Genomic DNA, 12,970 nt, shown 5'->3' on the forward strand with positions numbered 1-12,970 from the left:
AGGCATCTCCAGCCACGCGCCGGTGCTTCGCGCCTGACGCTGGCGCGCCAGCTTGCGATGCTCCTTCGCGCTGAGGGGAGGCGTCATGGTCCGACCAGACGATTTCGGGCCGCGCCGCGCACGCTCGGGAGGAGGACGCTGTCGAGGACATGGCTAGTTTCTGCCCACAGGATCCTCGCGGGTCAGCACAGAGAAGGCGGCGTCCAGGCCGGTTACGCTCAGCACTCGCTGCAGCGCTCCCTGCACGTGGGCGAGGTGGAAGCCGACGCCAGCGGCCGCCGCGGCGTCGCGAGTAGCGAGGAGCGCCTGCAAGCCGGCGGAGTCGCAGAAGGTGAGTGATCTCATGTCGACTTCAATGTGACGCGGTCTGCTGGCCACGGCCTGCAGGAACACCGCGCGAAACAGCGGTGCGGTAGTGGAGTCCAGTTCGCCGGCCAGGTGCAGCAGGACATCGCCGGCTTCGGTGTGGACATCCGTCGTCAGCGTGGTCATGACGGTCACCCGCCTTCCACGGCCCCGCGAAAACGTCGGCATGGCCCGCCGAAGTCACACGCAGCCGTCGTCGTGAGTGTGCGCCTCTCGGCTCACCAAGCCACCAGGAGGTGCCCGCCGAAGTCGGCATAGGCGGGCACCCGCCCCTCTTGTCTACTAGTTTCGTACCCTCCTGGCAGCGCTCATGCCGCAAGAGTGGAGGCCTATACGTGCCGGCCGACAAGTAAGACCCCAGTAAGCGATCCCCAATCACGCACGGGCAGGCCCGTTCGTCAAACAGTGACCTGGCCCCGGCAGGTTCAGCGGGTTGAGCAGGTGGTGAGCATCTCCTGCAGGGCCGTCTTCTCGCTCGACTGGAGGGTGAGCTGCCAGTTGTGTTTCACGTTCACCCAGCTCAGCGCGTAGGTGCACCAGAAGCTGGTCAGCGGCGGTTTCCAGGCGCTGGGGTCGCGGTCGCCTTTGTGCTGGTTGACGTCGTCGGTGACGGCCCACAGTTGCGAGTCGGCCAGGGAGTTGGCGAACTGGCGGCGTTTGGCCGGCGTCCACTGCGAGGCCCCTGATCGCCAGGCTTCGGCCAGCGGCACCATGTGATCGATGTCGATGTCGCTGGCTTGGTGCCAGACGGCGCCGTCGTAGGGGCTGTGCCACGTGCCGGAGATCGCGGCGCAGGCGGCGTTGGTGGTGACGTCCTGGCCGTCGCGCTGCAGGACGGTCTCGCGCACGTTGCAGGTGCCGGCCACGGCGGCCCAGTGCGGGAACAGGTCCCGGTCGTAGGAGCCGGCGCTGCTTTCCGGCGCCACGGTCAGGCCGGCGAGCTGCGCGCTGGCCGTGACCACGGTCGGGATGCCCGGCGGCCCGGCTGCTGCGGCGGCCGGGCCCGCGCCGAGCGGGACGACGAGCACGGCAGCGGTGGAGAGGGCGAGGTGCGCTGGGCGCATGAGCGGCGGCTCCTTCTGCCCCGTGCCCGGCCAGCTTCATGGCTGGTCATCTGCGGGCGAGAGGCATGCAGAAGATCTCAAACCGCCGCCCGTTCGTGCTGGTCATCGGCGAACTTCGCAGGCGCGCCGAAGTGCTGACGGGCTGGACACGGCGTCCTCCTCCCGAGCGTGGCCCCAGCCGCCAGGTAGCCCTTGACCACTCAGAGCCTCGATTCTGTGTGGTTCCTGGGATGGCTTAGCCGCAGGTCAGCGCAATGGTGGTGCGTTCAAGTAGCGCTGTGGCGTACACGCCGAGTACAAAGGCCCCGTCACCTGCTTCGGTGACGGGGCCTTGCCGCAGCGCCGGGCGTCGCAGGACTGTCCCGGGCGGCGGGTGCGGTGACTGATCCGGCCGAGCTACGACCTGCGGATCCGGGCTATCGAGCACGCCGCGTCGACAATGTTCTCGTCGACGCCGTCCTCATCGAGAGTGAACGCGCAGCGATCAAAGTCGCCTTCTTGGCCGGCCGTGCACGCGGCGGCGACCCTGGCGGGGCTGTTCGGATAATCGTTGGCCCTCAGGAAGTCGATGCACTGCTGGGCGTCGGCGTGCGCGGGGGTGGTGAGGCTGAGGGCGGCGGGGGGCAGGGCGAGCAGGGTGAACGTGAGGGCGGCGAGGCGCCGCCGGGTCCGGGATGTCATAGGGCATGCCGCCAGGGGCGGTTGCGGTGACAGGTCACCGGTGATCATTTCCCGCCCCCAAACAGTCACACACAGTAACGGTCTACTACTTTCCGTTATCGCTGACTGCTTGCGGGATCGCGTTGTTCCCGCACGTTAACCATCGGTAGAGCAGGGCTCCGCGAGGACCGAGCAGGCGTGGCGGCGCGCCGGAGCGGCGGCTGGGGACATCTCGGGAGCGGAGGGCCGCCACGGGCGGCTGGGCGCCGCGGATCGGATCCGACGGTTGGGACCGCGGGGCCGGCCGGGGCTCCACCGGAGGCTTCTGGCCGGCATGAGCGAGCCCGCTCCGCTTCCGAACGTGGAAGCGGAGCGGGCTCTCGTCTGGGCAGAGCGCGCCTTCGTGGCTCACGGCCGGCAGCCAGCCGTTTCAGGCGAGCTCAGGCCGGGGCGCGGGCCGGTCACACGCAGCCGCGTGCCTTCACCGAGAACGTCGGGATGTCGAGCTGGGCGCCGCCGGCTGACCCGCCGGTGACCGCGGCCTTGCCTTCCTCGAAGCGCAGCTCGTACTCGCCGTTGCCGCGGCAGGCGTAGTGGTCGGTGGTGGTGTCGGTCAGGCCGGTCAAGGCGATGTCGACCTTGTTCCCCCGCCTCTCGGTCCAGGCGTGGACGCCGTCCTTGAACAGGGACAGCCGGGAGTTCATCGAGCAGTTGGCGTTGTTCCACAGGAAGCCTCGGTACCAGCACCGCAGCGCGATGGTGTCGGTCGGCTCCAGGGTGGACCCGCCGTACAGGCCCGGCTTGCTGGACTCGGTCAGGCAGATCGTGACCCGGGCGGAGTAGTCGCCGTGGGTGACGGTCTTGCTGGCGCAGCCGCGGGGAGGGTTCTGCGACGGCGGCGCGGCGGGACGGGCGGCGGCGGGGTAGGCGGCCGCGGCGAAGACGGCGGTGAAGACAGCGGGGGCGGCGAACAGAGCGGCCGCGCGACGGAACGGTGTGATCACGAGCGAACGATACAGAGAGTGATATCTCTTGCGTGCACAGTTACGGACAGTGGTCGGGTGGCGCGACGTGGAGACGCGGGCGGGCGAGAGCCGTCGACCGGACCCCGGGAATCCTCCACCGCCGGGCGGCGCCCCCTCGCCTTCCCCACGAGCGGCGTTCTGCGACCGCGCCGATAGGCGAGGCGCCTCACTGGGAAGCACGCCTTGCAATTCATGATTGAGATGACGTCTTTTATGCTGGGTGTGTGACCGGCTGGACGTTTCTGACCAACCATGCCCGTGTCCTTCTCTGCGTCGCGCGTGATCCGACCGCGCGCCTTCGGGACCTGGCCGCCAAGGTGGGGATCACCGAGCGGGCGGTGCAGCGCATTCTGGCCGACCTGGTCAAGGCCGGCTACGTGAGCGTCGTACGGGAAGGGCGCCGCAACTGCTACCAGGTTCACCTGGATCCGCCCTTTCGCCACCCGCGCGAGCGTGGTCACCGCGTCGGCGAGCTGCTCACCGTCACCGCAGACGCTGAGCCGGGCCTTCAACGCGCTTGATCGACCGCCTGCTGGAAACCGCTCACGGCGGCCCCCTTTTTCCGGTGCGATCGGCCGCGGCGCCCCGCTGCCTAGGCGGCGGCCGGCGGGGCGTACATCAAGAGGCGTCAGGTGAGGGTGACCTCCACGCCGGCGGTGCGGGTTCCCCAGCCGGTGCGGAAGCAGGTGGCGGCGGCGTACCAGCGAAGCGGCCGCAGGAAGAGGGTTACCCACAGCGTGCTGACGGGACTCAGGGCATAGGTAAGGAGCTGGGAAGTGAAGCGCTGGTCGGAGCGCCGATAGGTGAGGTAGCGCAGGTTCTGCAGATAGGAAAGCAGAACCGTGATCACAACGGCGTCCACGACCAGGGCACGGCTCACCACGGGATGAATGAGCAGCAGGAAGACGGCAGTGACCGTGGCCAGCGGGAAGTAGAGCGTGTGGATCAGGTGAGCCCAGTAGGCGTAGGAGTCGAGCGGCAGGTAGCGGAGCCGCCACCAGGTACGGATCGTCGAGCCCCTGGTCCACCGGATGTACTGCCGCAGCCGGTGCGACATCCGCTCCGGCGCGTGGGTGAAGGCCACGCACGTCGGCTGCTGCACCGTACGGCCGCGTAGCAGCGCATACAGCGTGAGCATCGAGTCGTCGGAGAAGGCGACGGGACGGCCGAAGAACGTCTCGTTGAGATAGCCGTCGAGGTTGTCGCGCACGACCGCGGCCCGATAGAAGGCCAGGATGCCGGAGTTCACGATGACCGCGCCCATCGCCGACTGCCCCGATCGGTCCACGAGCTGGAACGACACGAACCACAGGTCGTAGATGCGTGACGACAGCCCCCGGCGATTGTTGGCGACCAGGCAGACCCCCGCCACCGACATCACTCGTGGCGAGGCGAACGGCGCCAGTCCCTCCGCTATCGCGTGCCGGTCGAGGACCGTGTCGGAGTCCACGGTCAGGTAGATGTCGGCTTCCGGCGCCGCCCGGAACGCGACCGCTTGAGCGTGGCGCTTGCCGCCGTTCGCCGTGCGTGTCCAGTGGGCGCGGACCCCCCGCGCTGCGGCCGTACGCAGGAAATGGGCGCGTACCTCGTCGTAGGTCCCGCTCGTCGAGCCGTCATCCACCACGTGGACGACGGCCGGCGGCCGGGTCTGGACGAGCAGCGAGTCCAGGCAGGCCGCGAGCAGCGCCGGATCCTCGTTGAAGACCGGCACCGCCACCGCCACCTCGAGATCCCCCGGGTCCCCGGTCTTGGGCCGGTCGAACAGCGCGAGACCGAGCCCCCACACCAGCGCCAGCAGCGAGGCCATCCACAGCGCGGCCAGCTCTCCGGAGTACGGCGTGATCAGGTGGTGCACCACCCAGGCGATCAGCACCACCACCGTGCAGGACACCGCCAGCACCGTACGGCCACGCGCCCTGACCGCCGCGTGGCCGGTCATCGCGACGAGACGTCCTTGCCCCGCCGCCACGTCAACCGTACGGCGACGGCGCCGCCGAGCAGCAGCGCCACCACGATGGCGACCAGCCAGGCCTCGCCCATGACGACGCCGAAGATCGGAATTCCCAGCCCGGTGAACGGTAGTGCCTTGCCGTAGTCCATGCCCGCACAGATATCGGAAGGCATCCGCTGTCTTGCGGCAACGCGCTGCCTTGTGACCGAATCCGGGCGATTGGGCGTCACGACGGCGAGTTCCGGCTGCGGCTGGTCAAGGGAGAGCCATGGAGTGTCACGGGCGTAGGGGCGAGAGCCGTCGACCGGGCCCGGGCCCCCCTCCTCCACGGAGCGGTGCGGCCATCGCCTTCCTGACCGCGCCGACAGATGAGGAGCAAACGGTAACCATTCGGTTCTGGATAGTCATTTCGCGCCGCGAGGCGGGGACGCTCCGGCGATGCATGATCATGCAGAACCGCCCTAAAAAAACGGACACTAGGGCATCAATCCTCGCCCCCATCATGCATCAGATCGGTCGTTCCGCGTTTGTGCAGGTCAGCGCGTTTCCATACCCGGCAGATCCCAAGTTATCTGGTGGTTGATCATGGATTGAGCGCTTGCTTGCTGGTCAGAGTGTTGATGCGATCGCAGCGTCAAGCTGACGTCGCGGACATCGCGTCTGACGACGGTGTTCGCCCCTCAGGCGGCTGCGGGTAACGGGTTGGGGATTCGGCTGGCCGCTGGTGGATTGCGCGCGGATGATGTCGCTATGGCAGCTCAGGGTGTGCGCTGGGTGCGGTGGGTCCTGCTGGCCTTGGCGGCGGTGGTGCCGGTGGGTGCTGCGGTGGCGGCCAACCAGATCCTGACCGATGCGGGGTGGAAGTGGTGGTGGTCGGTTCCGGCGGTGGCGTTGGCCGCGGCCGGTCTGTGGGTGACCGACCGGTTGACGCGCAAGCCATCGGCCGTCCCGGGGGCGCGGCCGCTGCCCTCGGCTCAGAAGGTGACCGGTAGTACGGCCGGCGGGTCCATCAACCAGGTGAGCGGCGTTCGCGGCAGCGTCCATCTGGGTGCTCCCGCCGTACCCGTACCGCCCACGACGTCGGCGATCGCCCCCTCTGGCCCGGCCACGCCACATCCGCCAGGCGCCGGCCAGGGCGAAGATGACGACGATGAGGGTGCCGGGGCTGCGCCGGGCGGCGGGCAGCACGTCGGCGGTTCTCACGCGAGCGGGTCCATCACCCAGATCACGGGTGTGGGCGGCGATGTGAACATCGAGCGGTCATGACCTCCCCCTCGGCAGGCGAGCCGCCCGGCGAGGCGGGGCAACCCGCCGGAGGCGACCTGGTGTCCGGCCCGTGGTCGCAGTCGGTCCTGAACAGCGTCGTGTTCGGCGACCTGGTGCAGATCGCGAACGTGAGCGGGAACGTCACCCTCACCCTGCTCCCTCAGCCCGAGCGTGGCCCGGTCGTGGTGGGTGACATCCCGGAGCAGCCGCTGGGCTTCCTGGTTCGTGAGGAGTTGCTGGCGCGGCTGCACGCGCGGGCGGGGGCGGACGGGGCGGCGGTGCTGACCGCGGTGACCGGCACCCCAGGGGTGGGCAAGACGCTACTGGCCGCCTCCTACGCCTGGGCCTGCCAGCACGCGAACTGGCCGGTGATCGTCTGGATCACGGCCGAGAGCGGCGACCAGATCGTGACCGGCCTGGCCGCCCTGGCTCAGCATCTGGGGCTACGCCGGCAGGATGAGGACGCGCTGAGCGCGGCCGGCAAGGCCAAGGCGTGGCTGTCGACCTGCTCGACGGCCGGGCTTCCCGGACTGCTGGTCTTCGACAACGCCGCCCACGTGGCCGACATCGCCGCCTGGCGGCCGGCGACCGGCGCGATCCGGGTGCTGATCACCTCCCGCAACCGCGCCTTCCACCAGCGCTACGCGGCGGTCGAGGTCGACACCTTCACCACCGGCCAGGCCGTCGCCTACCTGAGCGAACGCACCGGCCTGGACGACCAGGCGGGGGCCGAAGCCTTGGCGGCCGAGCTGGGGTGCCTGCCGCTGGCTCTGGCGCAGGCCGGCTCCTACATCGCCCACCGGCGCCTGACGTATACCGCCTACCGGCGGTTGCTGGCCGCCTTCCCCCTGCGGGACTACCTGCCCGCGGGCGCCCACGACGCCTACCCGCATGGCACCGCGAAGGCGATTCTGCTGTCGGTCGTGGCCGCCGAGGACGCCGGCTCGGAGGCTGCCGGGCTGCTGGGCTTGCTGGCGGTGCTGTCGCCCGCCGGTGTCCCGCTCACGCTGCTGACCGGCGGCGCCGACCCGGACGACCCCGGCCTGCCGGCGGACGTGCTGGCCGCGCTGGCCGCGTTCCAGGGGGTGCTGGCCGGGCTGGCCGACACCTCACTGATCACCTTCACCGAAGACCGGGCCACGGTGGTGATGCACCGGCTGGTGCAGCGGGCCATCCGCGAACGCGCCGTCCACGACGGCTTGCTGGGCACCGCCGTCGACGACGCGCTGACCGTGCTGGAAGCCTTCAACGAGCGTATCCCGGACGGCGCGGCCACCTGGGCCGCCCGCACCGCGGTGGAGACCCTGCTGGAGCAGACCGAGGCCCTGCGCGCCCTCACCGCTCCCGCCGGCCCGCCGACCCGCCTGCTCACGCTGCGTCTGTGGTGCGGCCGGTATCTGACCGACCTGGCCGACCTGGGCCGGGCCATCGCGCTGTACGAGCAGACCTTGGCCGACCGGAAGCGGGTGCTGGGCGACGACCACCCCGACACCCTGGCCTCCCGCAACAACCTCGCCCACGCCTACCAGGCGGCGGGGGATCTGGGCCGGGCCATCGCGCTGTTCGAGCAGACCTTGCTCGACAGCGTGCGGGTACTGGGCGGCGACCACCCTTTCACCCTGAACTCCCGCAACAACCTCGCCGCCGCCTACCAGACGGCGGGGGACCTGGGCCGGGCCATCCCGCTGCACGAGGCCACCTTGGCCGACCGGAAGCGGGTGCTGGGCAGCGACCACCCCGACACCCTGACCTCCCGCAACAACCTCGCCCACGCCTACGAGACGGCGGGGGACCTGGGCCGGGCCATCCCGCTGCACGAGGCCACCTTGGCCGACCGGAAGCGGGTGCTGGGCGACGACCACCCCGACACCCTGACCTCCCGCAACAACCTCGCCGCCGCCTACGAGACGGCGGGAGACCTGGGCCGGGCCATCCCGCTGCACGAGGCCACCTTGGCCGACCGGAAGCGGGTGCTGGGCGACGACCACCCCGACACCCTGGCCTCGCGCAACAACCTCGCCGCCGCCTACCAGACGGCGGGGGACCTGGGCCGGGCCATCCCGTTGCACGAGCAGACGCTGGCCGAGCGGGAACGGGTGCTGGGCGGCGACCACCCCGACACCCTGGCCTCCCGCAACAACCTCGCCTACGCCTACCAGACGGCGGGGGACCTGGGCCGGGCCATCCCCCGGTTCGAGCAGACCTTGGCCGAGCGGGAGCGGGTGCTGGGCAGCGACCACCCTTCCACACTGAACTCCCGCAACAACCTCTCCGGCGCCTACCAAGCGGCGGGGGACCTGGGCCGGGCCATCCCGCTGTACGAGCAGACGCTGGCCGAGCGGGAACGGGTGCTGGGCAGCGACCACCCCGACACCCTGAGCTCCCGCAACAACCTCGCCGGCGCCTACGATACGGCGGGGGATCTGGGCCGGGCCATCCCGCTGTACGAGCAGACCTTGGCCGAGCGGGAACGGGTGCTGGGCGGCGACCACCCCGACACCCTGACCTCCCGCAACAACCTCGCCTACGCCTACCAGACGGCGGGGGACCTGCGCCGGGCCATCCCGCTGTACGAGCAGACCCTGACCGACTGCCTGCGGGTACTTGGGCCAGACCACCCGCTGACCCAGATCGTGAGCGGCAACCTGTCGAGGGTCCGGAGAGGCGATGGACCTGCTCTCCCGTCGTCAGGTAGCGCTGCGCGGGGCGGGGTTGTGCCTGGGGATGTGGAACGGAACAGGGTGTGCGGGTGCGGGTCGGGCAAGAAGTTCAAGCGCTGTCACGGCGCGCCGTCCGCCGGTTGAGGTGCGGCGGGCGGCCTGCCGCGCTGTCGTCGCCTGCTGGCGGTCGCCTGCTGGCGGTGCTCGGCGTTCGTTCCGTCAGGGGCGGCGGCCGGCCGGGTCGCGGCCTTCCTGCCAGCGGGCCAGGGCTTCGGGTGAGACGCGGGCGTAGCGGGCCAGAGAGGCCACGGAGGTGTGGCCGGAGTAGGCCAGCAGGGTGGAGGTGTTCGCACCGTCTTCGGCGGCGTGGGTGAGCGCGGAGTGGCGGAGCTGGTGGAGCGTCCACGGCCCGCCGGGCAGGCCGGTGGTGGCGGCCTCGAAGAGTTCGGCGGCGCGCCGGTAGGACAGCCGGGCCGCTCCGGTGGCCGGGTCGAGGTCGCCGGGCGGCAGCTCGAGGCGGGCGCGGCGGCCGGTCAGGAATAGCGGCCCGGTGCGGCGGCCGTCCAGCAGGCGGGGCAGCAGGCGGGCGGTGGCGGTGCGCCAGACGATGACGTCGACGGCGCCGCCCTTGCGCCGTACCCGGGCGCGGCGGTTGCGCAGGTCGAGGTCGCAGGCGTCGAGGGCGAGCACCTCCTGGGCGCGGGCGGCGCTCTCATACAGCAGCCGGAACAGCGTCCGCTCCCGTAGTGCCAGGCGCGGGCTGGTGAGCAGGGCCTCGACCTCGGCGCGGGCCAGGGCGCGGGTGCGGTCGGGGGTGCGCGGGCGCCGGCGGATGCGGCGCAGGGGGTCGGCGGTCAGCCAGTCTTGATCGCGCCACCATCCGCACGCCGAGCCGAGCGCGTCCAGGCGGGCGTTGAACGTCGCGGCGGCCGCGTCGCCCCACCGGCCGGTGAACCAGGCCGCGAGCCGGTCGGCGCCGCTCTCGCCTTCCAGGTCGGTCAGCGGGGCGTGCTCCCCGAGGTGGTCGGCCAGGGCGCGAAGCGCGATGGCGTAGGCCTTGGCGGTGTTGGCGGCGGCGATGGTCTCCAGGAAGGCGGCCGCGGCGGCGCCGAGCGCGGGAGCGCCGGCGGCCGGGCGGAGGCGGTGCACGTTCGCCATGGCGACCCCTTCGAGGCTCTATCGCAGATAAGCGCCCGGAGTCGCCGCCCCTGCGGCGGGGTGTTTCCCCAGGACGGCAACCAAGCTATCGCAGATAATGAATCATTATCTGCGATAACACTCATGATCGTCTCGACGCAAATTTCTGCACTCAGACTCCTCGCGGGCCGGTACATCCGTGACCGCACGCTGGAAGGCCACGAGTCGGCCCGCACCCGGGGCAAGCACATCGGCGGCGCCACCGTTACCGACGAAATCATGCTGTCCATGGCGCTGCTGCACCTGCGCGACCGGAGCCTCAGCCTGCGCGACATCGCTGCCCGCCTGGTCATCATCCGGGGCAAGAAGGAAGAAGGGCAGCACCCCTCACCGGCCACCGTGCTGCGCAGGCTCCGCGACCACGACGAAGCAGCCGGGAGACCTGCAATGCAAAGGCTATGACCTGGGGAGATGCCGCTCGTTTGGGGCTGGCGACACGTTCGTTAACGGCACCCCCTGCTGGACGGCCGCCGCACCGGGCCGCTGTTCCTGACCGGCCGCCGCGCCCGCCTCGAGCTGCCGCCCGGCGACCTCGACCCCGCCACCGGCCAAGTCCGGCTGTCCTACCGGCGCGCCGCCGAACTCTTCGAAACCACCACCACCGGCTTGCTCGGCGGGCCGAAGACGCTCCATCAGCTCCGCCGTTCCGCCTGACCCACGCGGCCGATGACGGGGCGAACATCTCCACCCTGCTGGCCGCCTCCGGCCACCCTCCGTCGTCTCCCTGGCCCGCTACGCCGGCGTCTGCCCCGAAGCCCTCGCGCTGGCCAGGGCGCTGCGGGAGGCCAGGGTGTGGGGGTGGTCTGCCCCGAGTACCCGTTCCCGGTCGGCCAGCGTCTGCTCCAATAGGGGGACAGCGCGGCCTAAGTCCCCCGCCGCCTTGTAAGCGCCGGCCAGGGCGTGGCGGGAGAACAGGGTGTCGGGGTGGTTGCCGCCCAGTAGCCGCTCACGCTCGGCCAGCGTGTGCTCGAACACGGGGATGGCGCGGCCCAAGTCGCCCACCGCCTGGTAGGCGCCGGCCAGGTTGTTGCGGGAGATCAGGGTGTGGGGGTGGTCTGCCCCGAGTTTCCGCTCCCGGTCGGCCAGCGTCTGCTCGAACAAAGGGATGGCGCGGCCCGGGTCCCCCGCCGCCCAGTAGGCGCCGGCGACGTCGTTGCGGGAGACCAGGGTCTCGGGGTGGTCTGCCCCGAGCACCCGCTCCCGGTCGGCCAGCGTCTGCTCGAACAAAGGGATGGCGCGGCGCAGGTCCCCCGCCGCCTGGTAGGCGCCGGCCAGGAGGTTGCGGGAGACCAGGGTGTCGGGGTGGTCTGCACCGAGCACCCGCTCGCTGTCGGCGAGTGTCTGCTCGAACAGAGGGACAGCGCGGCGCAGGTCCCCCACCTTCTGGTAGGCGTAGGCCAGGGTGTTGCGGGAGGCCAGGGTGCGGGGATGGTCTGCCTCGAGCACCCGCTCCCGACCGGCCATAGTCTGCTCGAACAAAGGGATGGCGCGGGCTAGGTCCCCCGCCTCCTGGTAGGCGTAGGCTAGGCCGTCGCGGGAGGCCAGGGTATGGGGGTGGTCTGCCCTGAGCACCCGCTCGCAGTCGGCGGATGTCTGCTCCAACAGGGGGATGGCGCGGGCCAACTCGGCCAGGGCGACCAGATACCAGCCGCACGTGATGCGCAGATAGAGCAAGCCAGCGGGCAGATCTGGGGTGTTGAGGTTGTGCAAGGCGTCAGTCTGCTCCAGCAGCACCTCGACCGCAGCGCGCGCTGCCCAGGTGTGCACGCCGCCGGGAATCTGGGCGTCGTAGGCCTCCAGCACCTCCAGCGCCTGTTGGATGAGCAGGGGCAGGTCGCCGTCGCGAGTGGCGCGTTCACGGATGACGCGCTGGATGAGCCGGTGCATCACGATAGTCGCACCGTCCTCGCTGAAGGTGATCAGCGAGGTGTCGGCCAGCCCGGCCAGCACCCCCTGAAACGCGGCCAGCGCGGCCAGCACGTCCGCCGGCAGGTCGGGATCGTCGAGGTCGGCGCCGCCGGTCAGCAACGTGAGCGGGACGCCGGCTGGGGACAAGACCGCCAGCAGGGCCAGCAGCCCGGCGGCCTCAGGGCTGGCTTCCTCAGCGGCCACGACCGACAGCAAGATCGCCTTGGCGGTGCTATGCGGGTAGGCGTCGTAGGCGCCCGCGGGCAGGTATTCCTCCATTGGGAAGGTGGACAGCAGCCGCCGGTAGGTGGCGTAAGTCAGGCGCTTGTGGGCGATGTAGGCGCCGGCCTGCGCCAGAGCCAGCGGCAGGCACCCCAGCTCGGCCGCCAGCTCCGCCGCTCCAGCCCCATCGTCTAGGCCGGTGCGTTCGGTCAAGTAGGCGACGGCTTGGGCGGTGGTGAAGGTGTCGACCTCGACCGCCGCGTACGGCTGGTGAAAGGCCCGGTTGCGGGTGGTGATCAGCACCCGCAGCGCGCCGGTGGCCGGGCACCAGGTAGCGATGTCGGCCACGTGGGTGGCGTTGTCGAACACCAGCAGGCCCGGCATCCCGGCCGCCGAGCGGGCTGACAACCAGTTCTTGGCCTTGGCCGCCGCGCCCTCGGCCTCGTCCTCGGCGCTGTACAGGCCCACTCGGGCCGCCAGCGCGGCCAGCCCCGCCACAATCTGATCTGAGCTCTCGGCGGCTACCCACGCCACGATCGGCCAGCCCGCCTGCTGGCAGGCCCAGGCGTAGGAGGCGGCCAGCAGTGTCTTGCCCACCCCGGGGGTGCCGGTCACCGCTGAGATCACCGCCGCCCCGCCCCCACTGCCAGG

At 70.9% G+C, this 12,970-nt stretch carries 12 protein-coding genes; 4 read left to right on the forward strand and 8 right to left on the reverse strand.

The features are described 5' to 3' along the window. Positions 1-153: 153 nt before the first annotated feature. The 4 genes from ACIBG7_RS27005 to ACIBG7_RS27020 form a co-directional block, all read right to left on the reverse strand. Entirely contained in the window at positions 154-492 is a 339-nt protein-coding gene (locus ACIBG7_RS27005; RefSeq protein ID WP_397338032.1) for an STAS domain-containing protein, read from the reverse strand. A gap of 299 nt (positions 493-791) precedes the next feature. After that, on the reverse strand, positions 792-1,430 hold the full coding sequence (locus ACIBG7_RS27010; RefSeq protein WP_397338033.1) for an HNH endonuclease family protein: 639 nt from the start codon (positions 1,428-1,430) through the stop codon (positions 792-794). Positions 1,431-1,826: 396 nt separating this feature from the next. Then, a complete protein-coding gene (locus ACIBG7_RS27015) occupies positions 1,827-2,159 on the reverse strand; it encodes a hypothetical protein (RefSeq protein ID WP_397338034.1) in 333 nt (110 codons plus the stop codon). Positions 2,160-2,551: 392 nt separating this feature from the next. Then, positions 2,552-3,094 carry a hypothetical protein gene (locus ACIBG7_RS27020; RefSeq protein WP_397338035.1) on the reverse strand — a complete coding sequence of 181 codons (543 nt, stop codon included), beginning with the start codon at positions 3,092-3,094 and terminating at the stop codon, positions 2,552-2,554. A 245-nt stretch (positions 3,095-3,339) separates the two neighbouring features. Between ACIBG7_RS27020 and ACIBG7_RS27025 the strand changes: the two genes are divergently transcribed. Next, a complete protein-coding gene (locus ACIBG7_RS27025) occupies positions 3,340-3,636 on the forward strand; it encodes a helix-turn-helix transcriptional regulator (protein WP_397338036.1) in 297 nt (98 codons plus the stop codon). Between the two features lie 107 nt (positions 3,637-3,743). On the opposite strand, the gene ACIBG7_RS27030 is transcribed toward ACIBG7_RS27025, so the two are convergent. Together ACIBG7_RS27030 and ACIBG7_RS27035 are read right to left on the reverse strand one after the other, a co-directional pair. Next, positions 3,744-5,054, reverse strand: a complete 1,311-nt coding sequence (locus ACIBG7_RS27030) for a glycosyltransferase (RefSeq protein ID WP_397338037.1) — start codon at positions 5,052-5,054, stop codon at positions 3,744-3,746. Beyond that, the gene (locus tag ACIBG7_RS27035) at positions 5,051-5,215 is read right to left on the reverse strand and encodes a hypothetical protein (RefSeq protein WP_397338038.1); all 165 of its coding nucleotides are present in this window, start codon (positions 5,213-5,215) and stop codon (positions 5,051-5,053) included. The genes ACIBG7_RS27030 and ACIBG7_RS27035 overlap by 4 nt, the downstream gene beginning before the upstream one ends. Positions 5,216-5,816: 601 nt before the next feature. On the opposite strand from ACIBG7_RS27035, the gene ACIBG7_RS27040 reads away from it, so the two are divergent. Both ACIBG7_RS27040 and ACIBG7_RS27045 read left to right on the forward strand, forming a co-directional pair. Beyond that, positions 5,817-6,332, forward strand: coding sequence for a hypothetical protein (locus ACIBG7_RS27040; RefSeq protein ID WP_397338039.1), 516 nt, complete (start codon positions 5,817-5,819; stop codon positions 6,330-6,332). Further along, positions 6,329-9,136, forward strand: coding sequence for a tetratricopeptide repeat protein (locus tag ACIBG7_RS27045; RefSeq protein WP_397338040.1), 2,808 nt, complete (start codon positions 6,329-6,331; stop codon positions 9,134-9,136). Before ACIBG7_RS27040 ends, ACIBG7_RS27045 begins: the two co-directional genes overlap by 4 nt. Positions 9,137-9,211: 75 nt before the next feature. On the opposite strand, the gene ACIBG7_RS27050 is transcribed toward ACIBG7_RS27045, so the two are convergent. Next, positions 9,212-10,150 (reverse strand): tyrosine-type recombinase/integrase, encoded by a 939-nt coding sequence (locus ACIBG7_RS27050; RefSeq protein WP_397338041.1) that lies wholly within the window; start codon positions 10,148-10,150, stop codon positions 9,212-9,214. 123 nt (positions 10,151-10,273) lie between these two features. Between ACIBG7_RS27050 and ACIBG7_RS27055 the strand changes: the two genes are divergently transcribed. Then, positions 10,274-10,591: a hypothetical protein gene (locus tag ACIBG7_RS27055; RefSeq protein WP_397338042.1), complete on the forward strand. Its 318-nt coding sequence runs from the start codon at positions 10,274-10,276 to the stop codon at positions 10,589-10,591. 330 nt (positions 10,592-10,921) lie between these two features. Here the strand turns inward: ACIBG7_RS27055 and ACIBG7_RS27060 are convergent, their stop codons facing one another. Beyond that, on the reverse strand, positions 10,922-12,946 hold the full coding sequence (locus tag ACIBG7_RS27060; protein WP_397338043.1) for a tetratricopeptide repeat protein: 2,025 nt from the start codon (positions 12,944-12,946) through the stop codon (positions 10,922-10,924). Positions 12,947-12,970: the final 24 nt, after the last annotated feature.

This window comes from Nonomuraea sp. NPDC050328 (assembly GCF_044459405.1).
Taxonomy (GTDB): domain Bacteria; phylum Actinomycetota; class Actinomycetes; order Streptosporangiales; family Streptosporangiaceae; genus Nonomuraea.